The 26,855-nt window shown below is 70.0% G+C and carries 24 protein-coding genes; 21 read left to right on the top strand and 3 right to left on the bottom strand.

Annotated features, from left to right (window positions below; translation table 11 throughout):
- The first annotated feature begins 248 nt into the window (after positions 1–248).
- The 4 genes from AC1XX3_RS06870 to AC1XX3_RS06855 all read left to right on the top strand — a co-directional run bounded on the left by AC1XX3_RS06870 (position 249) and on the right by AC1XX3_RS06855 (position 3,373).
- Complete coding sequence (locus AC1XX3_RS06870) at positions 249–707, top strand: SAV_6107 family HEPN domain-containing protein (protein WP_483320345.1); 459 nt, start codon at positions 249–251, stop codon at positions 705–707.
- An 89-nt stretch (positions 708–796) separates the two neighbouring features.
- Positions 797–1,567: a methyltransferase domain-containing protein gene (locus AC1XX3_RS06865; RefSeq protein ID WP_483320344.1), complete on the top strand. Its 771-nt coding sequence runs from the start codon at positions 797–799 to the stop codon at positions 1,565–1,567.
- Between the two features lie 12 nt (positions 1,568–1,579).
- Positions 1,580–2,797, top strand: a complete 1,218-nt coding sequence (gene dinB, locus AC1XX3_RS06860) for a DNA polymerase IV (RefSeq protein ID WP_483320343.1) — start codon at positions 1,580–1,582, stop codon at positions 2,795–2,797.
- Positions 2,798–2,974: 177 nt separating this feature from the next.
- The gene (locus AC1XX3_RS06855) at positions 2,975–3,373 is read left to right on the top strand and encodes a DUF3040 domain-containing protein (protein WP_483320342.1); all 399 of its coding nucleotides are present in this window, start codon (positions 2,975–2,977) and stop codon (positions 3,371–3,373) included.
- A 78-nt stretch (positions 3,374–3,451) separates the two neighbouring features.
- On the opposite strand, the gene AC1XX3_RS06850 is transcribed toward AC1XX3_RS06855, so the two are convergent.
- From AC1XX3_RS06850 to AC1XX3_RS06840, 3 genes are read right to left on the bottom strand one after another with little or no spacing between them, the layout of a single operon-like run.
- Entirely contained in the window at positions 3,452–5,668 is a 2,217-nt protein-coding gene (locus tag AC1XX3_RS06850; protein ID WP_483320341.1) for a transglutaminase TgpA family protein, read from the bottom strand.
- The gene (locus tag AC1XX3_RS06845; RefSeq protein WP_483320340.1) at positions 5,668–6,930 is read right to left on the bottom strand and encodes a DUF58 domain-containing protein; all 1,263 of its coding nucleotides are present in this window, start codon (positions 6,928–6,930) and stop codon (positions 5,668–5,670) included. Before AC1XX3_RS06845 ends, AC1XX3_RS06850 begins: the two co-directional genes overlap by 1 nt.
- Positions 6,931–6,936: 6 nt before the next feature.
- Entirely contained in the window at positions 6,937–7,857 is a 921-nt protein-coding gene (locus AC1XX3_RS06840; RefSeq protein ID WP_483321155.1) for an AAA family ATPase, read from the bottom strand.
- Positions 7,858–8,253: 396 nt separating this feature from the next.
- Here AC1XX3_RS06840 and mraZ point away from each other — a divergent pair, with 396 nt between their 5' ends.
- The 17 genes from mraZ (at position 8,254) to AC1XX3_RS06755 (ending at position 26,684) form a co-directional block, all read left to right on the top strand.
- Positions 8,254–8,682 (top strand): division/cell wall cluster transcriptional repressor MraZ, encoded by a 429-nt coding sequence (gene mraZ, locus AC1XX3_RS06835; protein ID WP_483320339.1) that lies wholly within the window; start codon positions 8,254–8,256, stop codon positions 8,680–8,682.
- Positions 8,683–8,907: 225 nt separating this feature from the next.
- Positions 8,908–9,081 carry a hypothetical protein gene (locus AC1XX3_RS06830; RefSeq protein ID WP_483320338.1) on the top strand — a complete coding sequence of 58 codons (174 nt, stop codon included), beginning with the start codon at positions 8,908–8,910 and terminating at the stop codon, positions 9,079–9,081.
- On the top strand, positions 9,078–10,049 hold the full coding sequence (gene rsmH / locus AC1XX3_RS06825; RefSeq protein WP_483320337.1) for a 16S rRNA (cytosine(1402)-N(4))-methyltransferase RsmH: 972 nt from the start codon (positions 9,078–9,080) through the stop codon (positions 10,047–10,049). Before AC1XX3_RS06830 ends, rsmH begins: the two co-directional genes overlap by 4 nt.
- Entirely contained in the window at positions 10,046–10,693 is a 648-nt protein-coding gene (gene ftsL / locus AC1XX3_RS06820) for a cell division protein FtsL (RefSeq protein WP_483320336.1), read from the top strand. Before rsmH ends, ftsL begins: the two co-directional genes overlap by 4 nt.
- Positions 10,693–12,717, top strand: coding sequence for a peptidoglycan D,D-transpeptidase FtsI family protein (locus AC1XX3_RS06815; RefSeq protein ID WP_483320335.1), 2,025 nt, complete (start codon positions 10,693–10,695; stop codon positions 12,715–12,717). Before ftsL ends, AC1XX3_RS06815 begins: the two co-directional genes overlap by 1 nt.
- Positions 12,718–12,770: 53 nt before the next feature.
- A complete protein-coding gene (locus AC1XX3_RS06810) occupies positions 12,771–14,456 on the top strand; it encodes a UDP-N-acetylmuramoyl-L-alanyl-D-glutamate--2,6-diaminopimelate ligase (RefSeq protein ID WP_483320334.1) in 1,686 nt (561 codons plus the stop codon).
- A complete protein-coding gene (locus tag AC1XX3_RS06805; RefSeq protein WP_483320333.1) occupies positions 14,453–15,943 on the top strand; it encodes a UDP-N-acetylmuramoyl-tripeptide--D-alanyl-D-alanine ligase in 1,491 nt (496 codons plus the stop codon). The genes AC1XX3_RS06810 and AC1XX3_RS06805 overlap by 4 nt, the downstream gene beginning before the upstream one ends.
- Entirely contained in the window at positions 15,940–17,010 is a 1,071-nt protein-coding gene (gene mraY, locus AC1XX3_RS06800; RefSeq protein WP_483320332.1) for a phospho-N-acetylmuramoyl-pentapeptide-transferase, read from the top strand. Before AC1XX3_RS06805 ends, mraY begins: the two co-directional genes overlap by 4 nt.
- On the top strand, positions 16,992–18,494 hold the full coding sequence (gene murD, locus AC1XX3_RS06795; RefSeq protein ID WP_483320331.1) for a UDP-N-acetylmuramoyl-L-alanine--D-glutamate ligase: 1,503 nt from the start codon (positions 16,992–16,994) through the stop codon (positions 18,492–18,494). Before mraY ends, murD begins: the two co-directional genes overlap by 19 nt.
- Positions 18,495–18,498: 4 nt before the next feature.
- Positions 18,499–19,791: a putative lipid II flippase FtsW gene (gene ftsW, locus AC1XX3_RS06790; protein ID WP_483320330.1), complete on the top strand. Its 1,293-nt coding sequence runs from the start codon at positions 18,499–18,501 to the stop codon at positions 19,789–19,791.
- Entirely contained in the window at positions 19,788–20,882 is a 1,095-nt protein-coding gene (gene murG, locus AC1XX3_RS06785; protein WP_483320329.1) for an undecaprenyldiphospho-muramoylpentapeptide beta-N-acetylglucosaminyltransferase, read from the top strand. The genes ftsW and murG overlap by 4 nt, the downstream gene beginning before the upstream one ends.
- Positions 20,879–22,357 carry a UDP-N-acetylmuramate--L-alanine ligase gene (gene murC / locus AC1XX3_RS06780; RefSeq protein WP_483320328.1) on the top strand — a complete coding sequence of 493 codons (1,479 nt, stop codon included), beginning with the start codon at positions 20,879–20,881 and terminating at the stop codon, positions 22,355–22,357. The genes murG and murC overlap by 4 nt, the downstream gene beginning before the upstream one ends.
- 14 nt (positions 22,358–22,371) lie before the next feature.
- Positions 22,372–23,097 (top strand): cell division protein FtsQ/DivIB, encoded by a 726-nt coding sequence (locus AC1XX3_RS06775; protein ID WP_483320327.1) that lies wholly within the window; start codon positions 22,372–22,374, stop codon positions 23,095–23,097.
- 223 nt (positions 23,098–23,320) lie between these two features.
- Positions 23,321–24,583: a cell division protein FtsZ gene (ftsZ, locus tag AC1XX3_RS06770; protein ID WP_483320326.1), complete on the top strand. Its 1,263-nt coding sequence runs from the start codon at positions 23,321–23,323 to the stop codon at positions 24,581–24,583.
- Positions 24,584–24,775: 192 nt separating this feature from the next.
- Positions 24,776–25,318, top strand: a complete 543-nt coding sequence (locus AC1XX3_RS06765; protein WP_483320325.1) for a cell division protein SepF — start codon at positions 24,776–24,778, stop codon at positions 25,316–25,318.
- A 119-nt stretch (positions 25,319–25,437) separates the two neighbouring features.
- The gene (locus AC1XX3_RS06760; protein WP_483320324.1) at positions 25,438–25,728 is read left to right on the top strand and encodes a YggT family protein; all 291 of its coding nucleotides are present in this window, start codon (positions 25,438–25,440) and stop codon (positions 25,726–25,728) included.
- A gap of 119 nt (positions 25,729–25,847) precedes the next feature.
- Positions 25,848–26,684 carry a DivIVA domain-containing protein gene (locus AC1XX3_RS06755; RefSeq protein WP_483320323.1) on the top strand — a complete coding sequence of 279 codons (837 nt, stop codon included), beginning with the start codon at positions 25,848–25,850 and terminating at the stop codon, positions 26,682–26,684.
- Positions 26,685–26,855: the final 171 nt, after the last annotated feature.

The raw sequence follows: 26,855 nt of genomic DNA, 5'->3' as shown, positions 1-26,855 counted from the left end.
TGGGGCGGTGTAGATTGTTCAATGTTCGAACAGGCGTTCGATAAGGCACTTGGGGAAGGGCCGGGTCGACGCCGAACGGACGCCGGCGCGATGTTCGCGGCACGCGCTCTCGGCTGACCCTGGCGCGGACGGACCTCGACCCCCGTCCGCGCCAGGGCCGCCACTTTCGACTCCGAGCACCCGGGTGGCCACCGGCGTTAGTCGGGCCCGTTGTTCACCCGAACCGTCACACCCAGGAGGTGCCCGCCGTGCCACATCCCTCGGCCACCGACCTCGACCGCCTCATCGCTGTGCCGGATGTCCATGCCGAGCTCCAGCGGGCCCGTGCGTCGCTGGCCGCCGCCGAGCTCACGCTGGCACCGGGCGAACGGTTCCTCGCCGGACACCTCGCCGCGCTGCAGGTGGCGGCGATCGTGCTGGCCTGGCGGGCACGCCCACACCCTGGCGCTGCCGGCCGTCGCGCTCAGACCAACCGGCCCCGCAATGCTTGGCAGCTGCTGGCGGAGCTGGCACCGGAGCTCGGCGAATGGGCTGCGTTCTTCGCCGCCAGCGAGGGCAAGCGGGACGCGGTCCGCGCCGGCGCCACCCGGATCGTCAGCGCCCGCGAAGCCGACGACCTGGTCAGGGACGCACAGATGTTCCTCGGCCTGGTCGAGCACGCCGTCAGCCGCTCCACCGCGCCAGCCGAGAGAAGGTCGAGGCCATGACGTCGCAGGCACTAGGCTTTCAGCCACAGTTCACCCTGGCCCGCGCTGCCCAGCGCAGGCCCACCCGATCGCGAAGGACGGAGGGACCGATGTCGGACAAGCGGCGGCGCCGGTCCGTCTCGTCGGCGTTCCTGTTCGAGCTGCTGTCGACCCAGCTGGCTCGGTGGGCCGAGCAACGGCCGGCAACCGCTCAGTCGGTCGAGGTGGTCGACATCGGTGGCGGCACCGGGGGCCTGGCCATCTCTCTTGGTCGGCTGGGGCACTACGTCCGGGTGATCGACCCCAGCCCGGACGCCCTCGCCTCGCTCGAACGACGTACCGCCGAGGCAGGGCTCGGTGGAAGGGTGAGCGGAATCCAGGGCGACGCCAGTGACCTGCTCGATCTGGTCGGCGCCGGCGGTGCCGACGTGGTCGTCTGCCATCGCGTGCTCGAGGTGGTGGACTCGCCCGCCGAGGCGCTGGCTGCCATGGCTGCGGTGCTGCGCCCGGGCGGTGTGCTGAGCCTGCTGGTGCCGCAGCGCCAGGCCGTCGTGCTGGCCCAGGCGCTGGCCGGCCATATCGAGCTCGCCCGGCGTGCCCTGTCAGACCCCACCCGGTTCGACCACGACCAGGTCGTCGACCTGGTCCGGCGGGCTGGATTCGAGGTGCTCGCCACCGACGGCATCGGCGCGGTGGCCGACCACGTCGCCGAGGCCGCGATCGAGAGTGATCCGCGCGCCTACGACGAGCTCTACGCGCTGGAGACGTCGATCAGCCAGGACCCGGCCTTCCGCGCCCTGGCCCCGCAGATGCACGTGCTGGCCCGGGTGAGCGGCCCACCGCCACCCCCGGCCGGAGAAGTCGGCGGACCGACGCACTGAGGCGGACCGGCGATGAGCATCATCATGCACGTCGACATGGACGCGTTCTACGCCTCCGTTGAGCTGCGCCGCCGGCCCGACCTGCGCGGCACCCCGGTGATCGTCGGCGGGTTCCCCCGTGGCGTGGTGCTGTCCGCGACCTACGAGGCCCGCGCGGTTGGCGTCCGCTCTGGAATGGCGTCGTCCCGCGCCCGACGGATCTGTCCCGCGGCCACCTTCCTGCAGCCCCACTTCGACGACTACACCGACGTCTCGCGTGCCATCGTGGCCGTCTTCGAGTCCGTCACCGCCGTCGTGGAGTCGGCATCGATCGACGAGGCCTACCTGGACATCACCGGTTCGGTGCGCCAGCTGGGGGCGCCGACCATGATCGGGGAGTACGTCCGTGCCGTCGTGGCCGACGAGCAGCAGATCACCTGCTCGGTCGGCATCGGGCCGACCAAGTTCATCGCCAAGGTCGCGTCGCGGGCGGCCAAACCCGACGGGCTGTGCGAGGTTCCGCCCAGCCGGGTCGTTGACTTCCTGCACCCGCAGCCGGTGGAGGCGATGTGGGGGATCGGGGATGCCACGGCGACCAAGCTGCACCGACTCGGCATCCGTCGGGTGGCTGATCTTGCGACGACACCGCGACCTGTTCTGCAGCAGGCCTTCGGCCGGCATCTCGGGGCCTTGCTGGCCGACCTGGCCTGGGGGCGTGACTTCCGCCCGGTGGTGGTGTCCCAGCGTGAGCGCAGTGTCGGATCTCAGGAGACCTTCGCCGAAGACACCGACGATCCCGAGGTGGTGAAGCGAGAGCTGCTGCGGATGGCAGCGCGGACCGCGTCGCGGATGCGCAAGGCCGGCCTTGCTGCGCGTACCGTCGCGGTGTCGATCCGGTTCGCCGACTTCACCACAGTGACCCGATCGGCGACGCTGCCGACTCCGACCGACGTCACCGATGAGATCTATGCGCAGGCGCTCGCGCTCTATGCACGACTGGGGGCCTCGGGGGCCCGCATCCGCCGGGTGGGGGTGCGGGTGGAGAACGTGGTGGAGGCGCGGTCGACGGCTCGCCAACCGACCCTGTTGGCACCGGACCGAGGGTGGCGCGAGGCGGAACAGGCCGTCGACGCTGCCGTCGGCAGGTTCGGTCCGGCGGCGGTCCAACGCGCCGCGCTGACCCGGTCACACCGTCAGGCCGGCGACGGATCTCTACAGCGGGTCGACGCCGACGTCACAACTGGGGACTGATTGAGGCATTGGGTTTCGCGAACCCGGTTCGCCACCTAAACTCATATCAACTCCGCTCAGCAGAGCGGACGAGAGACCACCGCGTTCGCCAGTTCGACTCTCGTCTCGACGAGATTGTTCAGGAGTTCGGCGCGGACGGCGACTCGCGGCGCACGACGAGACAGTGGGAGGTGGCCAGTGGCCCTCTCAGAAGAAGAGCAGCGGCTTCTCGACCAGATGGAGGCTGCTCTGGCGGCCGAGGACCCGAAGCTGGTGAACGCCCTGCGCGGGACCGGCATGAGGCGGGTCCATCGACGACGGGCCGCCCTCGCCGGGGTGGGGTTCTTCGCGGGTCTTGCGCTGCTGATCGCCGGGATGTCGACGTACCTCTTCCTCAGCGTGATCGGTTTCGTGGTGATGGTGGCCGCCGCCGTGACCGCGATCTACTCCTGGCAGCACGTCACGGCAGGTCCGGACACCGGCAGGTCGGCCGATCGGCCGAAGGCGCCACAGCCGTCCGGATCGAGCGACTCCCAGGGTTTCATGGACAAGATGGAAGAACGCTGGCGTCGCCGCCGCGACGAGTCGGGGTTCTGACCCTCTCCCCACCTGCTAGACACGAGACGCGCCCCGAGCACCGGGGCGCGTTTTCGCTGTCCCGGGCGGCGAGCGGACTCAGGGCCGCCGGCGGAAGATCGACCGGGGCAGCACGACTGCGCCCACCCGGCGCCAGAAGTCCTGCGGGGCCAGGCCGCGCCGGATGTCCTCGGTCATCTTCGGCAGCTCGGACAGCGCTGACTCGTCGGTGAAGGTCCGGGCGTAGCGCGACCGTTCGACGATCGAGGCGAGCCTGGTCATCGTGTCGGTGTCGCCGCCGTCGAGGCGGTGACCGATCTTGGTGCCGATCGTCTGCGGCGAGCCCGTCGGCCATGAGCCGCCGTAGTCCACCACGCTGTCACGGACCTCGGCCCAGGCGGACTCCACCCTTTCCTCGGCGGGCTGGGCCTCGTCCAGCCGGCCGGCGCGCCGACGGACCCGGACGGTCGCGGGCGCTGCGAGGATCAGCAGGCCGAGCAACCCGCCCCCGACGGTGATCAAGGTAGGTCGCCACGCGAATCCGGAGCCGGTCTCGTCGAGCAGGACGGGCGCTTCGGTCGGACCTTCCTGGGGGACCGGTCCGCTGCTCGGTACGTCGGCGGACGTCTCGGCCCCGGGTGTGGCGGTGGGCTCGCCGCTGTCGTCGGCCTGGCTTTCCAGCGTCCACTCCGGTGCTTGGCCGGTGACCGAGGACGGCGTCGGTTCGAACCGGACCCAGCCGTAGCCGGAGAAATACAGCTCCGGCCAGGCATGCATGTCGCGGATCGACACCGAGTAGGTGTCGCCGTTCTTCTTCCCCGGCAGGAAGCCGACGGCCACCCGCGAGGGGATGCCCACCAGCCGCGCCATCATCGCCATCGAGGTGGCGAACTGCTCGCAGTAGCCGCGGCGGTCGCGGAGCAGGAAATTCTCCAGCGCCTGATAGCCCGATCCAGGTCGCTGGTCGGTGTCGTAGGTGAAGCGCCCGCTGCGCAGGAAGCTCTGGATGGCGGCGGCCTTGGCTGCGGGGCTGTCGGCGTCGCGGGTGACGTCCTGGGTGAGATCTTTCAGCGACTGCGGCAGATCACTGGGGACTGCGGTGGTGAAGTTCGCGTCGGCCGGGCTGCCGGCCAGCGACGCGGCCAGGCTCTCCCCTTCCGGAGCGATGTCGACGCTCTCGACGGTGTAGCTGAGATCGCGGATCGAGTTGCCGCGGTCACCGCGGCCGCGGGCGACGACGATCAGCGAGGAGGCGTCGGCGGCCCAGTTGCCACCCGCCTGGAATCGGCGGGGAGCGTACGGCAGCGGCAGATACTCCGAGCCGAAGTCGCCGATGGTGATGGTGGTGGTGCGTCGCTGCTTGGGCTCGGAACTGATGCCGGGGATCTGGGGCAGGTCGGTGCCGGCGTCCAGGCTCATCGGGACCAGGCCGAAGCCGGCGCCGTTGAACTGCGACAGCGAGGCCATCCGCAGATAGACCCCGCCCGGCTGGTCGGTCTTGTAGGTGATGACCGTCCGGTCGCTGGGCTGGTTCAGGTTGCGCCGCAGGTCCAGACTCGGGTCGGACAGCTGGAGCGGTCCGTTCCCGCCGGGACCGTTGCCGAAGCCCCAACCCGACAGGGCGAGGGTGGGCATCATCGCGCCGAGCACCAGGGTGAGGACCACGGCCGGGACGCCGATCAGGGTGGCCGCGCGCCAGACCATGGGGGTCGCCGTGCCGAACCCGTCGGCGGAGTCCCGGGACAACCCCCGGGTCCACCGCGCCGTGGTGTTGAGTCCTTCGGCGACCAGGATGGCCAGATAGCCGACCGCGATACACAAGAAGCTCAGCACCCCGGTGTCGGTGCCCAGCCCGATCGCGGGGACCAGGAACAGCGCGGCCGGGGGAGCGATCGCCCACGCCGGCCGCCCGAGGCCCAGCACCAGCAGGTCAGTCATGATCAAGATGAGCCCGATCACCGTGACGAAGATCAGCCGTACGCCGTTGTTCGCCGCCATCGGGCTGGCTTGGGTCTGCATGTGAGCGATGCCCGAGGACCACAGGTCGGTGACCTGGCCGTAGGAGGGTCCACCGCGGCCGGGCATGGTGGCCGCCAGGGCCGTGGTGAACAGCGCCCAGGCGATCAGCTGCACGCCGATCACGGCGACATTGCCGACCCGGGCCCGGCGCAAGGCGGCGCTGAGACCGCCGAGGAGCAGCACCAGCAGCCAGCTGACGCCGAGGAAGCTGAGGTCGCGGGTGAGTGGGGTGACGGTGAAGGTGGCCAGCAGGACAGCCACCACCACGGCCACTGTGCTGCGGTCCGTGGTACGCATCAGGCCACCTGTCCGAGCTGTTCGAGACCGGCCCAGACCTCGGCGACCGAGTTGCCCTGGGTGGCCGTGATGACGCGCCACTGGTTGTCGCGGAGGATCTGGGCACCGAGGGTGGCCTGCTCGGCCATCCGCGGCGTGCCGGGGCTGTCGGCGAAGCTGTCCACGTCGAGCAGGATGGCCAGGCCCTGGGCCCGGTTGCGCCGAGATCGCAGCAGGGTGTTGGCGTCATCCACCGTGAGTCGGCCCATGATCGCGATCATCAGCTGACCCGGCCGGTCGACGGTGGCGGCCTCGACCGCATAGTGCATGGTGGTGGTCTGGCGGGCACGAAGATCGGTGAGGCGGCTCATCACCAGCTCCCGGCTGACCAGGTTGTGCTGACCCATCGCGTTGCTGATGTGCAGTCCGCCGTCAGCCTCGTAGATCTCAACACTGAACCCGTCGTCCAAGAAGTGCACGGCGATCGAGGCGGCGGCGGAGATCGCCCACTCGATCGAGCTGTTCATGCCCCGACCTGCGTGCGAGTGTTCGCGGTTGTCGAGCAGGATGCTGGCGCTGGGATCCCAGGCCTGCTCCTCGCGGCGGACCATCAGGTCGCCCCACCGGGCGGTCGAGCGCCAGTGGATCCGGCGGACGTCGTCACCTTGGCGATACTCGCGAACGAGTGCGTCGTCCTGGCCGACCACGCCGATGCGGTGCGGGCGGGCCTCACCGGTGCTGCCGGCGCCGCCGGCCGTCCGGAGGGCGGAGAGTGGTTCGACCCGTGGGGTGACCATTACGTCGGTGGTGGCCTGGAACTGGCGGTCGAGTCGGACCAGGCCGAACGGGTCGGTGGTCCGTACTCTCAGCGGGCCGGTGGCGAAGCGTCCGCGCACCCGGCCCAGCAGCGGGTAGTCCACTTCGCGCCGCCAGCTGAGGTCCGCCTTGTCGACCAGGAAGCGCGGCCGGTTGCCCAGCTCCTTCGGGACGGCATCCTCGAGCATCAAGATGCCGGCCGGAAGCCGGCCGTCCTGGCCCAGCACGATCCGCCCGTGCATCGGCGTCCCGAGCGGCACCTGCGACGGCTCGACCGAGCGCTCGCACGACATCCGCAACCGCGCCCGGGCGACCAGGACTCCGGCGACCACTGGCAGGGCCAAGAACAAGAACCCCACCCGCATCACGTCGCGCTGGCCGCTGACCATCGCGACCACCACAACGACCACGCCAACGAGCAGGAACCCGCGGCCTCGAGCGGTCAGCAGCCCCCACGCCCGGCTCACCGGCCACTACCGCCGGTCGGGCACGGTCACGGAGCTGACCGCATGGTTGACGATGTCGACGACAGTCCGTCGCGCCAGCTGCGCGTCGGTGGACGGGAGCACCCGATGGGCGAACACGGCTCCGGCCAGGCCCGCGACGTCGTCGGGTGAGACGTAGTCGCGACCGGCCATGGCCGCCAGCGCCCGACTCGCTCGCAGCAGCTGCAGCGTGGCCCGGGGCGAGGCCCCGAGGCGCAGGTCGCGGGAGTTGCGGGTCGCGTTGACCAGCTGGACGATGTAGTGCTTGACCGCCGGCGAGACGTACACGGTTCGGACCGCCGCGATCAGCCCTCGGATGGTGGCGGCGTCGGTGACAGGGGTCAGCTCGGTCAGCGGGTCGGAGGAGCCGTGTGCGTCGAGCATGTCGAGCTCGGCGTTCGGCGTGGGGTAGCCCATCTCGATCCGCACCATGAACCGGTCCCGCTGGGCTTCGGGCAGCGGGTAGGTGCCCTCCATCTCGATCGGGTTCTGGGTGGCGACCACCATGAAGGGCGCCTCGAGCTCGTAGGTCGTCCCGTCGACGCTGACCTGGCGCTCCTCCATCGACTCCAGCAGCGCGGACTGCGTCTTGGGCGATGCGCGGTTGATCTCGTCGCCGACCACGATGTTGGCGAAGATGCCACCGGGCTTGAACTCGAAGTCGCGCGTGTGCTGGTTGAAGATCGAGACGCCGGTGATGTCGGAGGGCAGCAGGTCGGGAGTGAACTGCACCCGCCGGACCGAGCAGTCGATCGAGCGGCCGAGTGCCTTGGCCAGCATCGTCTTGCCCACCCCGGGCACGTCCTCCACCAGCAGGTGGCCTTCGGCCAGCAGGACCACGAGGGCGAGGTCGACCGAGCTGCGCTTGCCCTCGATGACGCTCTCGATGCCGGTCCGGACCCGCCCCATGACCTCGACGACGTCGGCGAGGGAATACGCCGATCCGGTCGCGCCATTGGTCTCGGCGCCTGTCGTGGTGGAACCTGCCGGCTTGTCGTAACTCAGACTCACTGGTCCTCCGTGTACGGACGAATGGTCCCGACCCGACGACCTCGCTGGCTGGCCGGACGTGCCGCGACTGCGGTGCGAGCACGTGACCGCGCCCGCTACATCGTATGTCGCCACCTCCGGCGTGGAGGCGACGACAACAAAACCCTACGCGGCCGGACAACTGCGGGTCAGATCGCACCAACACGCCGAGCGGAGGGAGGAGTAGAGGAAAAGGATGCTTGGTGGGGGGAAGTGGAGTACAGTGGCGCGAAGTGGAGCAGATCGGACCGATGGTGGAGCAAGGAGGTGCGGTACGTGTTTCTCGGTACCCACACCCCCAAGCTCGACGAGAAGGGACGACTGATCCTGCCGGCGAAGTTTCGAGAGGAGCTCGCGGACGGTCTGGTCATCACCCGTGGCCAGGACAGATGCCTCGCCATCTGGCCGATCGCAGCTTTCATCGAGCAGACCCAGACTCTGAGGAACGCACCATCGAGCAACAAGCAGGTCCGCGACTACCAGCGCATGCTGGCATCGGGGGCCTCGGACGAGGTCCCGGACAAGCAGGGCCGCATCACGATCCCACCTCATCTGAGGTCGTATGCGGGACTGGACAAGGACTGTGTCGTTGTGGGTGCGATCAACCGGGTCGAGGTCTGGGACAACACCGCGTGGGAGCAGTACTCCGCGCAGCAGGAGTCGGCGTTCGCCGACATGAATGACGAGGTCTTTCCCGGCTTGTGAGTCCGCGACTCGCAACCGGGAAGAACAGCACGAACAAGTGAACAGCTGAGAGCTGGCCGCGACTCGTGTCGTGAGGCTTCAACCCGTAGGTCTGGTTCCCTGACACACCTTCCCCGGTGCCAGGTAACACTTCCCGCAGACCTCGGGTTGAAACCCCAGGACACGAGTCGCACCCGCTCTCGGTCCAGGTAGTGACTGCACCCTCGGGTGCGTGAAGGGGTCGAGATGTCGTTGGAGGAGTTCGTCCGCCGGGTGCGCCGGCCGTCGACCGCTCCCGACCTCTCCCGCTCGCGGATCCGGCACCAGGTGGCCGACACCATGGCTGCCGCCGGATTCTCCCTCGGCGCCTCAGTCGGTCTGGCCGCTGCCCTCTGGCTCGTCCTGCGGTGGCTGGCATGAGCACCGCTGCCCAGTCCCATCTGCCGGTGATGCTGACCGAGATCGTGGAGCTGTTGAGCCCGGCGCTGCAGCCCAGCGCTGACGTGCCGACGCCGGTGCTGGTGGACTGCACCCTCGGCATGGGTGGGCATGCCGAGGCACTGCTGCGAGCCTGCCCCCAGGCGCAGCTGATCGGGCTCGATCGCGACGCCGACGCCTTGGAGCTGGCGGGGGAGCGGCTGCAGCCGTTCGCCGACCGGATCACGCTGGTCCAGGCGGTCTACGACGAGCTGCCCGAGGTGCTTGCCCGGCTGGGACGCCCCAAGGTGCAGGCGGTGCTGGCCGACCTCGGCCTGTCGTCGTTGCAGATCGACCGGACCGAGCGCGGCTTCGCCTACGCGGTGGATGCGCCGCTGGACATGCGGATGGATACCCGCGACGAGCTGACCGCGGCCGACATCTTGAACACCTACACCCATCCTCAGCTGGTCCGGATCCTGCGCCAATACGGCGAGGAGCGGTTCGCCGACCGGATTGCCCGCCGGGTGATCGCTGCGCGCGAGGTCGAGCCGTTTTCCACCTCGGGCCGACTGGTGCAACTGCTCTACGACGCGATCCCGATGGCGTCGCGCAAGAGCGGCGGACACCCGGCGAAGCGGACCTTCCAAGCGCTGCGGATCGAGGTCAACGCCGAGCTCGACTCGCTCGCCGCCGTGCTGCCGAGCGCGATCGGCGCGCTTGCGGTGGGAGGCCGGATCGCGGTCTTGGCGTACCACTCGCTGGAGGACCGGCTGGTCAAGCAGATCTTCACGGTGATGTCGCACGATCGGGCGCCACGCAACATGCCGGTGGTGCCGCCCGGCTTCGGGGCCGAGCTGCGGCTGCTGACCCGGGGCGCGCAACGACCGACCGAGACCGAAGCAGAGAACAACCCGCGAGCAGCATCGGCCCGGCTCCGGGCCGCGGTACGCATTGAGGAGGCAGCGTGAGCGCACTGTGGGCACCCGTCCCCGGTCGGATCCCGACGTGGAAGGAGCAGACGGCGGCGAGCACGTCGCGTCGGCTGCGGGCCGTGCCGCGGCAGCAGGAGAAGCTGGCCCGGGTGCCGTTCCTGATCGTCTTGATGGTCCTGTTCGGCCTCGGGATGACGGGACTGCTGCTGCTCAACACCACGCTGCAGAACCAGGCTTTCGAGTCACGGGCGCTGGACCGCCAGGCCACCCAGCTGGCGTACGCCCAGGGTGAGCTGGAAAGCCAGATCGACCAACTGGCGGCCCCGCAGGAACTCGCCCGGCGCGCCTCCGCGCTCGGGATGCGGCCGAACCCGGAGCCCGCCTTCTTGGTGGCGCCCAGCGGCAAGGTCCTGGGCAAGCCGAAGAAGGTCACCGGCAACGAGGTACCCAGTCTGGTCGTGAAGACCCCGCAGGAGCTGGCGGCCGAGAAGGCCGCCGCCGAGGCGCGCAAGCAGGCGGAGGCGGCCAAGGCCAAGGCCAAGGCCGACGCCAAGGCCAACGAGGCCAAGGCAGCCGCGGAGAAGAAGGCAGCCGAGGAGAAGACCAAAGCCGAGGAGAAGCGGGCCCAACAGCAGCTGGCGTCCACCCAGACCGGCGCCCAGAGCGAAGGCGGTCGCTGATGGCCACCGAGCGACGCCCGCACCCCTCCCGCGCGGCCAAGCCGGCGAAGAGCGCCGCTGCGCGGTCGTCGTCCTCGGCCACCACCGGCGCCCGCAAGCCTGCCGCCGCCGGCAAGCCTGCCGCCCCGCGCAAGCCTGCCGCCGCCCGGAAGCCTGCCGCGCGCAAGCCTGCCGTGGCGCGCACGCCGGCCAGCACCACCCGGCCGCAGGCCGGTCGCCTGCGGCCCGGCGGCGCGCCGCCGCGCGGTCCGCGGAAGAAGGTCTACAAGGCGCCGCTCCGGGTGCCCCTGGGCAGCGCCCCGCGCCGGCTGCGGTTCGTCGTCCTCGCGATGGCCATCGCGCTGTCGCTCTGCGCCGGCAGGCTGCTGCAGCTGCAGGGCTTCGACTCCTCCGCCTACGCCGGCGAGTCGGTCAGCAAGCTGACCACCACGCTTCCGTTGCTGCCGTCGCGTGGTGACATCACCGACCGCAACGGCTTGGTGCTGGCCTCGACCGAAGCAGCGGTGGCGATCACGGCCGACCCGAAGCTGACGACGGAGAACGCCGCCGAGATCACTGACGTGCTGGACACGTATCTGTCCATCGACCGGGCCAAGATCATGGCTCAGCTGACCAAGGCGGACACCCGGTTCGTCTATCTCGCCAAGCAGGTGCCGGCGGCGACGTACACCCGGATCGCCACCGATCTGAGCGAGCGCGACATCTACGGTGTGTTCCGGGAGAGCGACCCGATCCGGACCTACCCGGGTGGCTCCGTAGCCGGTGGCATCGTCGGCTTCGTCGGCGCCGACGGCAAGGGCCAGGCCGGTGTCGAGTACACCTTCGACTCCGCCCTCGCCGGTGTCGAGGGCACGGAGACGTACGAGAGTGCTCCCAACGGCAGCAAGATCCCGCTCGGCGCCAGCCAGACCACCCCGGCCGTGAACGGCGTCAGCTATCAGCTGAGCATCGACTCCGAGGCGCAGTGGGCGGCCGAGCAGCGACTGGCCGCGCAGGTCAAGAAGTCGAACGCCGACTACGGCTTCGCCATCGTCATGAACGTGAAGACCGGCGAGATCGTGGCCATGGCCAACGCGCCGACCGTCGACTCGCAGCAGCCCGGTGCGGCCAAGCCCGCCGACCGGGGCAACCGGGCGATCACGGCTGCGTACGAACCCGGCAGCGTGCAGAAGGTGCTGACCGCCGCTGCGCTGATCGACGCCACCGAGAACAGCCCCAACAAGATCACCCCCGAGACGCGGGTACGGATCCCGTCCCTGCTGGCTTCCGGCGGGGGCCGGATCAAGGACCACTTCAGCCACGGTGAGCTGCAGTACCTGATGCGCGGCGTGATCAAGGACTCGTCCAACATCGGGATGGCGCTGCTCGCCCGGCAGGTGCCGAAGAGCACCATCCGCGACTATCTCGTCTCGTTCGGTCTCGGCGCCAAGACCGGCATCGAGGGACCGGGCGAGGCCACCGGCGAGCTGCCCGATCACGACATGCCCGACTACACCCGGGACCAGATCGCCTTCGGCCAGGGGCTGTCGGTGACCGGTGTCCAGGAGGTGGCCGCGGTGGCCGCCCTGCTGAACGGCGGCATCTACCACGCGCCCACCGTGGTGAAGGGCGCCACCGGTGCCGACGGCCAGCCTGTGGCGGTGGACCGCCCGGCACCGCGCCGCGTCGTCTCGGAGCAGACCTCCGCCGCGGTGCGCGACCTGATGCAGTCGGTCGTCGACTCGCCCAATGGTCAGCAGAACCTGAAGCTGGAGAACTACCAGAGCGGCGGCAAGACCGGCACCGCTCAACGGTATGAGGCCAGCTGCGGTTGCTACCGCGGCTACGTCACCTCCTACCTCGGTTTCGCGCCGCTGGACGACCCGGAGTTCGTCACCTACGTCGTGGTGAACAACCCCCGCCGTGGCGACACCGGGACCGGCGTGGCCGCCCCGGTCTACCGCGACATCATGGAGTTCGTGCTGCCGCGCTATGCGGTGGAGCCGAACCCGAAGGCCACCAAGCCGAAGAGGACGGAATGGTGATCCCGATCGATCGCGGACGGGTACTGTCCGCCCGGACTCGGTAGCGTCGAGGCATGTCTTGTGCTCAACCGACGTCGGCGCTGCGGCCCCGGCGGGGGGCTGGTCTGCGTCTCGACGCGCTCCTGCCGCCTGCCGTGGTGGCGACCGCCGGCTCTCTTCCCGCCGCGGCAGCGGCTGCTCCGCCTCCCGCCGCGGACGTACTGGTGTACGGGATCACCCTGGACTCCCGGCTGGTCCGCCCCGGTGACCTCTACGTGGCGCTGCCGGGTGAGGCGCATCACGGGGCCGAGTTCACCGCCGATGCCGTCCGTGCCGGCGCGGTGGCCGTCCTGACCGATCCACCGGGCGCCGAGATCGCCGCTGGGGCGAAGTGCCCGGTGCTGGCCGTGCCGGACCCGCGGCGGGCTATGGCGGCGCTCGCGGCGCGGATCTACGGTCGACCCAGCGAGCGGCTGGCCATGTTCGGCATCACCGGCACCAACGGCAAGACGACCACCAGCTATCTGCTCAGCGCCGCCCTTCGGGCAGCGGGGCGCCACGTCGGGGTGATCGGCACGATCGGGTTCAGCCTCGACGGGGTGCCGCTGGACACGGTCCGCACCACGGTGACCACCCCGGAGTCGCCGGAGCTGCAGGCGCTGCTCGCCGTCATGGCCGAGGGCGGCGCGGACGCCTGCGTGATGGAGGTGTCCTCGCACGCCTTGGTGCTGGGCCGGGCCGACGCGATCGACTTCGACGTCGCCGCCTTCACCAACTTCGGTCGCGACCACCTCGACTTCCACGGTGACGAGGAGTCCTACTTCGAGGCCAAGGCGACCTTGTTCACCGCAGAGCGTTGCCGGCACGCCGTGGTCAACGTCGACGATCCGCGCGGGCGCCAGCTGGTCGAACGGATCCGGGCCGAGGGCGCCATCGGGCTGTCCACCACCAGCCTGGTCCCCGGAGCCGCCGACTACACCGCCGAGGTCCGCAGCACCCGGCCGGACGGCTCCAGCGAGCTGGTGGTGGCGCACCCGGGTGGGTCGCTGACGCTGACCCTCGGCCTGCCGGGAGAGTTCAACGTACGCAACGCCGTCACGGCGCTGGCCATGCTTGACGTCGTCGGCGTCGACCTGGTCCGGGCCGCGTCCGGCCTGGCCGCCGCAGAGGTGCCGGGCCGGATGCAGCGGGTGGAGCTCGGCGAGGGCGCGCCGAGCGTGTTCGTCGACTTCGCACACACGCCCCAGGCGGTCGCCGCCGCCCTGGCCGCCCTGCGTGGTCAGCGACGGGTGGTCGTGCTCGGTTGCGGCGGGGACCGGGACAAGGCCAAGCGTGGACCGGTGGGGTCGGCAGCAGCCCATGGTGCCGACCTCGTGGTGGTCACCGACGACAACTCGCGGACCGAGGACCCGGCGACCATCCGTACCCAGGTCGTGGCCGGCGCGGAGCAGGCCATCGCCGACGACGGACTGCCCACCGAGGTCGTGGACGCAGGGGAGCGCCGGGCTGCCATCCGGTACGCCCTGGCCACCGCCGGACCTGCTGACGTGGTCGCCGTTCTGGGTAAGGGACACGAGACGGGCCAGGAGGTCGCCGGACACCGGCTTCCGTTCGACGACGTGGCGGTGATCCGCGAGGAGTGGGCAGCGCTCAGCGCCGGCGTGGTCACCCGACCAGGCACGCCCGGGGACGAGCCCGACCGGCCAGACACGCCCGGGGCGGACGAGCCCGACCGGCCAGACACGGAGGCAGCGCGATGAGAAGACTGACGGTGGGCGAGCTGGCCGCGGTCGTCGGCGCCGATCTGGTGGGCCCCGGTGGAGCGCTGGTCACCGACCTCGTGGTGGACACCCGCCGGGTGGGTCCGGGCGCGGTCTTCGTCGCCCTGCCCGGCGATCGAGTGGACGGCCACCACTTCGTCGGGCAGGCGTGGGCCTCGGGTGCGGTGGCCGTGCTGGTCGCCCGGCCCGTCGACGCTCAGCCCGTGGATGCGGCGCAGCTGGTCGTCGACGACCCGCTGGTGGCCATGGGGCGGTTGGCCCGGCATCTCGTCGACCTCGGCACCGCCGACGGCATGAGGGTGGTCGGCATCACCGGGTCGCAGGGCAAGACCTCGACCAAGGATCTGCTCGCCCAGGTGCTGGAGGCCGCCGGGCCCACGGTGGCACCCATCGGCAACCTCAACAACGAGATCGGTGTCCCGCTGACGGTCAGCCGGATCACCGAAGAGACGCGCTACCTGGTCTCCGAGATGGGTGCCCGCGGAGTCGGCCACATCGCCTACCTGTGCCGGCTGACCCCGCCCTCGGTCGGGGTGGTCCTCAACGTCGGCCACGCCCACCTCGGCGAGTTCGGCAGCCGTGAGGCCATCGCCCAGACCAAGGGCGAGCTGGTCGAGTCGCTGCCCGCCGACGGCACGGCGGTGCTGAACGCCGATGACCCGCTCGTGTGGGCGATGCGGTCGCGGACCGCGGCCCCGGTGCTGGCGTTCGCCGTGGGTGCCGATCCCGGCCACCCCCGTGCCGTGTGGGCCGACGGGCTGGACAGCGATGAGTTCGGCCGGTTCGGCTTCCGGCTGCACGCCCGGCTGGCACCGGGGCCGGAGCAGGTTGCCGACGTACGACTCGCCGTCGCCGGCCGGCACCAGGTGGCCAACGCGGCCGCTGCGGCGGCCGCCGCTGTCGCACTCGGCGTCGCCCTGGACGGCGTGGCCGTGGCGCTCACCGGTGCGGAGCTGCGGTCGCGCTGGCGGATGGAGCTGACCGAGCGCCACGATCAGGTGCTGGTCGTCAACGACGCCTACAATGCCAACCCCGACTCGATGCGGGCCGCGGTGCAGACGCTGGCCGAGCTCGGTCGCACCCGCCGGCAGCGGCACCCCCAGGCGCGGACCTGGGCTGTGGTCGGCGACATGTTGGAGCTGGGCGATACCGCCGTGGCGGAGCACCGTGCCCTCGGACGAGAGCTGGCTGAGCAGGGCATCGACCGGCTGCTGGCGCTCGGCGCACACGCCGCGGAGGTGGTCGCCGGCGCCGTTGAAGCGGGCCTGGGCGACGACGCGGCTGCGGTCTGCCTGGACAAGGTCGACGCCGTGACCGCTCTGCGGGCGGGGCTTCGACCGGGCGATACGGTTCTGGTCAAGGCGTCGCGTGGCTTAGCCTTGGAGACCGTGGCGGACGCGATCCTGGCGTCGGCCGGCCCTGCCCATACGGGCACCGAATCGACGAACAGCGAGGAACGACCGTGAAGACGATTGTTTTCGCGGGCTGCCTGGCGCTGCTCGGGACGCTGTTCGGGACCCGGCTCGCCATCACGGTGCTGGTCAAGAAGGGCTACGGTCAGCTCATCCGCGACGACGGCCCGACCTCGCACCACACCAAGCGGGGTACGCCCACCATGGGCGGCTTGGTCATCATCGCGTCCGTGCTGTTCGCCTACTTCGCCAGCCACCTCCTCACCATGACGGCTCCGTCGGCGTCTGCCCTGCTGGTGCTCTTCTTGTTCACCGGACTGGGCGTGGTGGGCTTCGTCGACGACTTCATCAAGATCCGCAACCAGCGCTCGCTGGGGCTGCGCAGCAAGGCCAAGATCGCCGGTCAGTCGATCGTCGCCATCACCTTTGCGCTGCTGTCGCTGCAGTTCCCCGATGAACGCGGCGTCACGCCCGCCTCGCGGGCGATCTCGTTCCTGCGCGACATCGACTTCCTGCAGCTCAACGTGGTGCTGGTCATCCTTTGGGTGATGTTCCTCATCGCCGCGGCCAGCAACGGGGTCAACCTGACAGATGGCCTGGACGGTCTGGCCGCAGGCGCCTGCGTGATGATCTTCGGCGCGTACACGCTGGTGAACATCTGGCAGTACAACCAGTCCTGCGCCTACACGGCTTCGGCCGGCCCCAAGTGCTATGAGGTTCGCGACCCCTACGACCTTGCCGTGGTGGCGATCGCGCTGGCCGGTGCCTGCTTCGGTTTCTTGTGGTGGAACGCCGAGCCGGCCAAGATCTTCATGGGTGACACCGGGTCGCTGTCGCTGGGCGGTGCGCTTGCCGGGCTCGCGATCTTCACCCGGACCGAGCTGCTGCTGGTCATCCTGGGTGGCCTGCTGGTGATCGAGGTGGCCTCGGTCATTCTGCAGGTCGGCTACTTCAAGGCCACCAAGGGTCGACGTATCTTCAAGATGTCACCGCTGCACCACCACTTCGAGCTGCTCGGCTGGGCGGAGGTGACGATCGTCATGCGGTTCTGGATCATCGCGGGGCTCTTCGTCGCCGGTGGCCTCGGAATCTTCTACGCGGAATGGGTGGCAGGAACATGAGGACGCAGGACTGGCTGCCGACTGCCGATGGCAGCTCCGACTGGTCGTCGGCGCATGTCGTCGTGGCCGGCATCGGGGTCTCCGGGTTCGCCGCGGCCGACGGGTTGCTGGAGTTCGGGGCGCGGGTCACGGTGCTGGACGACAGCGACTCCGAGTCGAACTCGGACAAGGCCAAGCTGCTCGAGGTGCTCGGCGGAACCGTACGCCTGGGCCCGGGGTCGACCGCCGAGCTGCCCGCCGACGCCGACCTGGTCATCACCACCGGCTGGAGCCCCAGCACACCGCTGCTGCGGACCGCCGCCGACCGCGGCGTACCCATCTGGAGCGAGGTCGAGCTGGCCTGGCGGCTCAGCCGGCCCAACAAGGTCATCCCGTGGCTCGGCATCACCGGCACCAACGGCAAGACCACAACGACCCAGATGCTGGCAGCGATGCTCACCGCGGCCGGTCTGAAGACGGCGGCCGTGGGCAACATCGGCCGACCGATCATGGAGATCGTGCTCGATCCCGAGCCCTATGACGTGCTGGCCGTCGAGCTGTCGAGCCACCAGCTGCACTGGTCGCACTCGCTGTCGCTGCACTCCGCGGCGGTGCTGAACCTCCAGCCGGACCACCTGGAATGGCACGGGTCGCACCAGAACTACCGCGACGCCAAGGCGGAGATCTATTCGCGGGTCCAGGTCAGCTGCGTCTACAACGTCCAAGACGAGGAGACCATGCGGATGGTCGAGGAGGCCGACGTGGTGGAGGGCGCGCGGGCGATCGGCTTCACCCTCGGTGTGCCCGGGCCGTCCATGCTCGGCGTGGTGGACGACCTGATCGTCGACCGGGCCTTCGTCGAGCAGCGCCGCGACTCCGCGCTCGAGCTGGCCAAGGTCGATGACGTCGTCCCGTTCGCACCGCACAACGTCGCCAACGCGTTGGCCGCGGCGGCGTTGGCCCGTTCCTTCGGCGTGCCGGCGGTCGCCGTCCGCGACGGGCTGCGGCGGGTCCAGGTCGGCTCGCACAAGATCCAGACTGTCGCGCAACGCTCCGGCATCCGCTGGGTGGACGACTCCAAGGCCACCAACCCGCACGCCGCCGATGCCGCGTTGAGGACGTTCGACTCGGTGGTCTGGATCGCCGGGGGACAGGCCAAGGGCACCAGCTTCGACGACCTGGTCATCGCCCACCGCGACCGGATCCGCGGTGCGGTGCTGCTCGGCGTGGACCGGAACGTCATCGCCCAAGCGCTCAGCCGACACGCGCCGGACATCCCCGTGATTGGCATCGACGCCACGGACACTAGTGCCATGGCACAAGCTGTCGCCGCGGCCGCTTCTCTGGCCAGTCCCGGAGACGCGATCGTGCTGGCGCCGGGCTGTGCCAGCAAGGACATGTATCCCGACTACGCCGCACGCGGCCACGCGTTCGTTGCGGCAGTGAACGACCTCGACCCCACGTCTTACGGGACCGGGCAGGGGGCCGGCGATCCGAAGGAGTGACACGGTGGCGACACTGACCCCCAGCCGCTCGGGCAGCAACCGGCCCGGCACCGCAGCTGAGGTCTCACCCGGAGGTCGCCAGGCCGTGTTCGCCTGGCTGCACGGCGTGCTGGACCGGCCGCTGACCAGCTATCACCTGGTCCTCGGCTCCGCCGCCCTGCTGGTGGCGCTCGGCCTGATGATGGTGCTGTCCGCCTCCAGCGTGAGCGCATATCTGAACTACGACGACTCCTACTTCTACGTGAAGCGCCAAGCGGTGTTCCTGGTGGTCGGTCTGGTCGGCGCGCTGGTGATCATGCTGATCCCGCACGACCGGCTGCGACTGCTCAGCTGGGCCGGGATCGCGCTGGCCGCCGTCTTGTTGATCTTGACCTACACCCCGATGGGCGTCACCATCAACGGCAACCGCAACTGGCTCAACTTCGGCTCGCCGTTGTTCAACATCCAGCCGGCCGAGTTCGCCAAACTGGCGATGATCTTGTGGGGAGCCGACATCTTGGCCCGCAAGCAGAAGCTGCTCGACCAGCCGGTGCACCTGCTCGTCCCGTACCTGCCCGGGGCGGGTCTGCTGGTGCTGCTCGTCGTCTTCCAGGGCGACGCCGGCACCGCGGTGGTGATGGCCGGGATCGTCGCCGGCGTGCTGTGGATCGTCGGCGCACCGATGCGGATCTTCGGCACGTTCACGGTGGCCGGCGCGGTCGGCATCGTCGCGCTGTTCGTCACCAGCCCCAACCGGATGCGCCGGCTCGCCGCGTTCCTGGACCCGGCCGCCGACCTCAACGGCGCCAATGACCAGGCCAACGCCGGCATGTACGCCATCGCGGCCGGCGGCTGGTGGGGGGTCGGCCTCGGTGCCAGCCGGCAGAAGTGGGGCAGCCTGCCCGAGGCCCACACCGACTTCATCTTCGCCGTCATCGGCGAGGAGTTCGGCCTGTTCGGCAGCCTGATCGTGCTGGCGCTGTTCCTGGTGCTCGGCTACGCCGGCTTCCGGATCGCCATGCGCTCCGACCAGGCGTTCGCGCGCTACGCCGCCGGCGGTGTCACCGTCTGGTTCACCCTGCAGGCCATCATCAACCTGGCCGTCGTGCTGCGGATGCTGCCGATCGCCGGTGTGCCGCTGCCGCTGGTCTCCTACGGTGGGTCCGCCCTGATCGCCAACCTGCTCGGGGTCGGGGTGCTGCTCTCCTGTGCCCGGGCCGAGCCGGACGCCCGGCGCCTGCTGTCGGGCAAGGCCCGCCGCACTCGGCCGCGGATGACCGCGGTCGTCGGATCCCGTACGGCTGGAGGTCGCTCGTGAGCACCAGTGTTGTCCTGGCCGGCGGGGGGTCCGCCGGTCACACCTCGCCGCTGATCGCCACCGCAGCCGAGATCGCCCGGCTGGACCCGTCGGCGAGAATCACCGCCGTCGGCACCGCCCGTGGACTGGAGACCACGGTAGTGCCCGCGGCGGGCCTGACGCTGGAGCTGATCCCGCCGGTCCCGCTGCCGCGCCGGCTGACCCTCGAGCTGGCCCGGGTGCCGGTCCGGCTGGGCGCCTCCGTCGCGGCCGCGGTCCGGGTGCTGCGCCGCACCGAGGCGTCCGTGGTGCTGGGTTTCGGCGGCTACGTCTCGACTCCGGTCTACCTGGCCGCCCGCCGGCTGGGGATCCCCGTCGTCCTGCACGAGCAGAACGCGCTGCCAGGCCTGGCCAACAAGGTCGCCGCCCGATTCGCCCACCGGGTCTTCACCTCGTTTCCGGACACGCCGTTGCCGCACGCCGAGTGCATCGGCCTGCCGCTACGGCGAAGCATCACCGACCTGGACCGGGACGCGAGTCGGGGCGCAGCCCGCGCAGAGTTCGGCTTGCACCCCGACCTGCCCACCCTCCTGGTCAGTGGTGGGTCGCAGGGGGCGATGCGAATCAACGACGCCGTCACCGGGTCCCGCGACGCGCTGCTGAGTGCCGGCATCCAGGTGCTGCATGTGCTGGGACCGCGCAACCTGCCCGCGGACGCCGCTCCGGTCACCGGACCGAACGGTGCCGTCTACAACCCGCTGGCCTACGTGTCCGCGATGGAGCAGGCGTACGCCGCCGCTGACCTGATGCTGGGCCGCTGCGGCGCGAACACGGTGCTGGAGACATCTGCGGTCGGTCTGCCGGCCATCTTCGTGCCATACCCGCACGGCAACGGCGAGCAGGCGCGCAACGCCGCCGCGGTGGTGGCTGCCGGTGGCGCGCAGCTGCTCCTCGACGTCGACTGCACGCCGGCCTGGGTCGCCGACCAGATCCCCGCCCTCATCCACGACAGTGCCCGGTTGGCGGGAATGGCTGCCGCCTCCCGCGGCGTTGGCAGCACCGAGGCCGCGGTCACGCTGGCACGACGAACTCTGGAGGTGGCTCGCGCATGAGCCTGATCGAACCGGTCGAGCTGACCGATCCCCGCGATCTGGGACCCGTGCACTTCATCGCCATCGGCGGCTCGGGCATGAACGGGATCGCCTCCGCGCTGGTCCAGCTCGGCGTCGAGGTCAGCGGCAGCGACCGCAACGACTCCAAGTACCTGCGGGCGCTGGAGGCGCTGGGCGCCCGGGTGCACGTCGGACACGCCGCCGAGCAGCTGGGTGACGCCCGGACGGTGGTCGCCTCCTCGGCCATCCGCGAGGACAATCCCGAGCTGGCCGAGGCCAGACGGCGCGGCCTGCGCATCCTGCACCGCAGCGCCGCCCTGGGCTCGCTGATGCTCGACCGTCGTGGCATCGCGGTCGCCGGCACCCACGGCAAGACCACGACCACGGGGATGATCTCCCAGGTGCTGACCCGGTGCGGACTTGACCCGTCGTATGTGATCGGCGGCGCCCTGACCGGCGCGCAGACCGGCGGTCACCTGGGCGGCGGGGACCTGCTGGTGGTCGAAGCCGACGAGAGTGACGGCTCTTTCCTGCAGTATCCCGCCGAAGTCGCCGTGGTCACCAACGTCGACCCCGACCACCTCTCCAACTGGGGCACCGCCGAGAACTACGCCGACGGCTTCCTGCGGTTCGCGACGGGTCCGACGCTACGGCTGCTGGTGGTCAGTGCCGACGACCCCGGTGCCGTCGCGTTGACCGAGCGGGTCCGGGCCCGGCTCGCTGCGGATGGACGTACCGACCTCACGGTGCTGACGTTCGGCGAGGCTGCGGATGCCGACATTCGGATCGAGGACACGTCCTTCCACGGCACCGGCTCGAGCTTCCGACTGCGCGCGAGGACCGACACCCACGGCACCGACTCGGGCGGGAACTCCGCGGTCGGCGGACCCGTCACCTTGTCGGTGCCCGGTCACTACAACGTGCTCAACGCCGCAGCGGCGTACGCGGTGGCCCGCTGGCTCGGGGTGGACGACGAACAGGCGCGCCAGGAGCTCTCCGGCTTCGGCGGCACCTACCGCCGGTTCCAGCTGGTCGGCACCGTTGACGGCATCCGGGTCTTCGACGACTACGCCCACCATCCGACCGAGGTCACCAACACCCTCACCGCCGCCCGCACCGGCGTGGGCGAGGACGGCCGGGTGGTGGTCTGCTTCCAACCGCATCTGTACAGCCGAACCCGGGATTTCTGGCGTGAGTTCGCTACTGCGCTGGAGTTGGCCGACGAGGCGATCGTGATGGACGTCTGCGGCGACCGCGAGGACCCGATCGAGGGCATCACCGGAGCGATGGTCAGCGCGGCCGTCCGGCCGGGCCGGACGCGGGTCACCTATCAGCCGGACTGGGACGCTGCGGCGCCGACGGTCGCCGCCATCGCCCGGCCCGGGGACCTGGTCATCACCGTCGGCTGCGGTGACGTCACCAAGGTCGCGCCGCTGATCGTGGACGAGCTGGCGCAGCGGGCCGGTCGCGGATGAGTCCGCAGGCCACGATGACCCGCCGCCCCTCGGTCTCCGACGCCGGCGTCCGGCTCCAGCTTCGGCGCAAGCAGGCGCGGCGCAGGTTGCTGCTGCGGGTGCTCGTCGCGGTCGTCGTGCTGGCACTGGTCGGCACCGGAGTCTGGCTGCTCGGCTTCTCCGCCGCGCTCGCCGCGCGGCAGGTCAGCGTCGCCGGCACCCGCCAGCTGAGCACAGCCGAGGTGACATCGGCAGCCGCGGTGCCGATCGGCGTTCCGCTGGCCCGCCAAGACGTAGCGGCGATCGCTCGCAGAGTGGCCGAGCTGCGACCCGTCGAGTCGGTGCAGGTCACCCGTGACTGGCCGCACACCGTGCGGGTGGCCGTCGTGGAGCGCGAGCCGGTGCTGGCCGTCAAGGCATCGTCCGGCTACACCCTGGTCGACCGATACGGGGTCGCGTTCCGATCCGTCGACGCGGTGCCGGAGGGGGTGGCGGTCACCTCGGTGTCGGCCGGTGACGGACCGCTGCTGGTCAAGATCGGTGAGGTGGTGCGGGCCCTGCCCGCATCGCTGGGCGCGAAGGTGGAGAGCGTACGGGCCGAGTCGGCGGACAGCATCACGCTCGTCCTGGCCAACGGCGATCTGATCATCTGGGGGAGTGCGGAGCAGTCGGACCTGAAGGCCCAGGTCGCGCTGGTGCTGCTGGAGCGCAAGGGCTCGGTCTACGACGTCTCGGCTCCCGGCAGTCCCGCCGTCCGCTGACGGACCCGCGAAGCATCAAGGTCAAGTCGAGGTCAAGGTATCAGGGCCAAAACGCGATCAATTGGCGTGTCTGGTCGGCTGGGATGGACACTCTCGCGCACGGTCTCATAGCCTGTGGTCCACGCCCCGTCTGCAACGCCTGCGAGTCCCTTCCCCCCGTTGACCAGAGGTTGAGACTTGGCGCGCCAGCCCAGCCGACAGACTCGAGAAAGAGGCGGAACCCGTGGTTTCTGCATCACAGAATTACCTAGCCATCATCAAGGTTGTCGGCGTCGGCGGGGGTGGCGTGAACGCTGTCAACCGGATGATCGACGCGGGTCTGCGGGGTGTCGAGTTCATCGCGGTGAACACCGATGCGCAGGCGCTGCTGATGAGTGATGCAGACGTCAAGCTGGACATCGGCCGCGAGCTGACCCGTGGTCTCGGCGCCGGGGCGGACCCGGACAAGGGTCGCCAGGCCGCTGAGGACCACGCCCAAGACATCGAGGACGCGCTCAAGGGCGCCGACATGGTCTTCGTCACCGCCGGCGAGGGCGGTGGCACCGGCACCGGTGGTGCTCCCGTGGTGGCTCGGATCGCCCGCGCCCTCGGCGCGCTGACCATCGGTGTGGTGACCCGCCCGTTCTCGTTCGAGGGCAAGCGGCGCTCCACCCAGGCTGAGCAGGGCATCGCCGGTCTGCGTGAAGAGGTCGACACCCTCATCGTCATCCCGAACGACAAGCTGCTGCAGATGGTCGACCACCAGATCGCCATCCTGGATGCCTTCAAGCAGGCCGACCAGGTGCTGATGCAAGGTGTCTCCGGCATCACCGACCTGATCACCACCCCCGGCCTGATCAACCTGGACTTCGCCGACGTGAAGTCGGTCATGTCCAACGCGGGCTCCGCGTTGATGGGCATCGGCTCGGCTCGCGGCGAGGAGCGCGCCCGGGCCGCCGCCGAGATGGCGGTGTCGTCGCCGTTGCTGGAGGCCAGCATCGACGGCGCTCACGGCGTGCTGCTGTCGATCGCCGGTGGCTCCGACCTGGGTCTGTTCGAGGTGTCGGCGGCCGCCGACCTGATCCAGCAGGCGGCGCATGAGGACGCCAACATCATCTTCGGCACCGTCATCGACGACGCCCTCGGCGACGAGGTGCGGGTCACGGTGATCGCTGCCGGCTTCGAGGGCGGCCAGCCGCCGCGTCGTCAGCCCGGGGTGACCCGCGCGCCGGACCTGCGCAACCAGTCACAGGCGCGCCCGGGCCAGGGCTCCGGCCCCACCCAGGCCACCGGACCCGCTCAGCCGGGACCGTTCTCGTCCCAGGGTGGGACAGGCTCCGCACCTGCGCAGCCGAGCCCGTCGCCGGCCAACCCGCTGCAGCAGTCCATGCCGTCGCAGGGTGCGCCGCAGCAGGGCGGGGGCCAGCAAGGCGGGCAGCCGCGCCCGGCCGCACGCCCGCCGGTGGCCGACGACGACGATCTGGACATCCCTGACTTCTTGAAGTGACCAGGCTCGACTTCTGAAAGTGAGCAGGCTGATCAGCCTGCGTGTCGGTGCGTACGCTGCTCGGGTATCCCGGGTGGCACCGGTAGTGTCGTCCCCGGAGACGATCTGCCGCCGGCGCACCGACACCCGGCGTCGCGGCAAGGCGTCCGACGGGCAGGAACTGACGGGCAATGAGACGGCGAGGGCAGTCAGATGGCTGAGAAATTGAAGCGGGCAGCGGCATGGTTGGGTCTGGTGACCGATGACCGGTACGCGGACTACGACGACCGCGACCCCGACGTGGAGCTGACCGAGGGCGTCAGCCGCGAAGAGCTGGTCGGCGCCGGCGCCGGTGGCGCGGCCGCTATGGGCGGTGTCGGCGGCAGTCAGTCCGCCAGCGTCACTCCGCTTGAGACGCGGCGTGCACCCAGCTCCGCGCCCTCCTCCATCCCGACCACTACTCCCCGGGCGGCCGACTTGTCCCGCATCATCACCGTGCACCCGCGCACGTACAACGAGGCGCGCACCATCGGCGAGCACTTCCGCGAGGGCGTGCCGGTCATCATGAACCTGTCGGAGATGGAGGACGTGGACGCCAAGCGTCTGGTCGACTTCGCCGCCGGCCTGATCTTCGGGCTGCGGGGGACCATCGAACGCATCACCAGCAAGGTCTTCCTGCTCTCGCCGCAGAACGTGAACGTCACCGCGGAAGAGAAGGAGCGCATCGTCGCCGGGGGCTTCTTCAACCAGAGCTGAGCACCACCCGTCGGCACGGTCGGAACCCACCGGGTCCGGCCGTGCTGTGGCGATTAGGTGGCGTACGTCATCATGGACGACACAACCGTCGCCCTTCCAAGGATCAGGACCCGTTCACCATGTTTCTCATCGGAACCGTCATCAGCTGGGTGCTGTGGGTTTTCCTGCTCGTGCTCTTCGGCCGGATGATCTTGTCCTGGGTGCCGGTGCTGGTGCGCGACTGGCAGCCGCGCGGCCCGATGCTGGTCGTCGCCGAGGTCATCTTCTCCGTCACCGATCCGCCGCTCCGGGCTCTGCGCAAGGTGCTGCGACCGGTGCGGGTCGGCAACATGATGCTCGACCTCGCCTTCATCGCCCTTGCCCTCCTGGTCAGCCTGCTGATGCGGGTGAACGCGGCGATCTTCTTCTGAGTCGATCCCAACCGGGAGCGACGAGCGCGGCGATGTGTGTCCCCGCGCCAAGTTCGGTACGGTAGACGCGCTGAGGGGGTAGCCCCTGCCCATGTTCCGAGTTGATTTCGAGGTGAACGATGACGCTGTCGCTGGATGACGTGCGCAACAAGCGGTTCCGCATGGCCCGCAAGTCCGGCTACGAGGTGTTGGAGGTCGACGAGTTCGTCGACGAGGTCGAAGAGGCATTCGCTCAGCTGCTCGAGGAGAACCAGAACCTCAAGAAGCAGATCGACTCGCTGAAGTCGTCCGCTCCGGCCGCGACCACGCAGTCCAGCGCTCCGGCCGCCAAGCCGGCGCAGGCCCCGGCCGCTCCGGCGGCCAGCCCGGCGAACGAGCCGACCCGCATCGTGGTCACCACCGGCAAGGAGGCCAGCACCGCTGTCGTCCGCCTGGTCGAGATGTCGACCGAGCAGGCCGAACGCCTCGTCGAGGAAGCCACCGAGGACGCGAACCGCATCCGCGAGGAGGCGAACCGCGGCGCTCACCAGGTCACCACCGACGCCCGGACCCGTGCTGAGCGGGTGGAGTCGGAGGCGCGGGTGAACGCCGAGCGCGTGCAGGCCAACGCCCTGAGTCGTGCCGAGCAGCTCGACCGCGAGATCGAGAGCCGCCGGTCGGAGATGTTCGGTGAGCTGGAGAAGCAGCGCGACGAGCTCACCACCGCGGTCGCCGACCTGCGTCGGTTCGAAGCCAGCTATCGGTCCAACATGGTCGACGAGCTCCGCGGCCAGATCGAGGCCGTGCAGACCGGCAAGGCCGAGCCCACCGACGTCCCGCAGGCGGCCCGTGACATCAAGCCGTCGCCCGCCGCGCCTGATACGGCGGACGGCCAGCGTGACGACGCCCCCACGCTCGGCGGCGGCTCGTCCAGCGACACCCCGCGTCTCGACGCGCTGCTGGGCGACCAGCGCTGACCTGAGCGGACTGGGGCCCGCCCCGGCTCGAACGTGCACGAAGACCCTCACCGCGCCGGTGAGGGTCTTCGTGCTTCGGACGATATGGATCAATTCCAGAAATATCGACGCCAGTCATTGAAGATGGGTCAGATCGGCCCTACTGTCGCTGCTCTGCGACACATAACCCAT

This window comes from Microlunatus sp. M237 (genome assembly GCF_056896895.1).
The sequence above is the reverse complement of the archived record's forward strand: the minus strand, read 5'-3'. Positions and strand labels throughout refer to the sequence as shown.

Bases quoted from the DNA above. Each gene is read 5' to 3' on its own strand.
- AC1XX3_RS06865 (WP_483320344.1), top strand. From the start codon at position 797: ATGTCGGACAAGCGGCGGCGCCGGTCCGTCTCGTCGGCGTTCCTGTTC.
- dinB (WP_483320343.1), top strand. From the start codon at position 1,580: ATGAGCATCATCATGCACGTCGACATGGACGCGTTCTACGCCTCCGTT.
- AC1XX3_RS06850 (WP_483320341.1), bottom strand. From the start codon at position 5,668: ATGCGTACCACGGACCGCAGCACAGTGGCCGTGGTGGTGGCTGTCCTG.
- AC1XX3_RS06840 (WP_483321155.1), bottom strand. From the start codon at position 7,857: ATGGGGCGGGTCCGGACCGGCATCGAGAGCGTCATCGAGGGCAAGCGC.
- AC1XX3_RS06830 (WP_483320338.1), top strand. From the start codon at position 8,908: ATGTCGTTGGAGGAGTTCGTCCGCCGGGTGCGCCGGCCGTCGACCGCT.
- rsmH (WP_483320337.1), top strand. From the start codon at position 9,078: ATGAGCACCGCTGCCCAGTCCCATCTGCCGGTGATGCTGACCGAGATC.
- AC1XX3_RS06815 (WP_483320335.1), top strand. From the start codon at position 10,693: ATGGCCACCGAGCGACGCCCGCACCCCTCCCGCGCGGCCAAGCCGGCG.
- AC1XX3_RS06810 (WP_483320334.1), top strand. From the start codon at position 12,771: ATGTCTTGTGCTCAACCGACGTCGGCGCTGCGGCCCCGGCGGGGGGCT.
- AC1XX3_RS06805 (WP_483320333.1), top strand. From the start codon at position 14,453: ATGAGAAGACTGACGGTGGGCGAGCTGGCCGCGGTCGTCGGCGCCGAT.
- murD (WP_483320331.1), top strand. From the start codon at position 16,992: ATGGGTGGCAGGAACATGAGGACGCAGGACTGGCTGCCGACTGCCGAT.
- murC (WP_483320328.1), top strand. From the start codon at position 20,879: ATGAGCCTGATCGAACCGGTCGAGCTGACCGATCCCCGCGATCTGGGA.
- AC1XX3_RS06775 (WP_483320327.1), top strand. From the start codon at position 22,372: ATGACCCGCCGCCCCTCGGTCTCCGACGCCGGCGTCCGGCTCCAGCTT.
- AC1XX3_RS06765 (WP_483320325.1), top strand. From the start codon at position 24,776: ATGGCTGAGAAATTGAAGCGGGCAGCGGCATGGTTGGGTCTGGTGACC.
- AC1XX3_RS06760 (WP_483320324.1), top strand. From the start codon at position 25,438: ATGTTTCTCATCGGAACCGTCATCAGCTGGGTGCTGTGGGTTTTCCTG.
- AC1XX3_RS06755 (WP_483320323.1), top strand. From the start codon at position 25,848: ATGACGCTGTCGCTGGATGACGTGCGCAACAAGCGGTTCCGCATGGCC.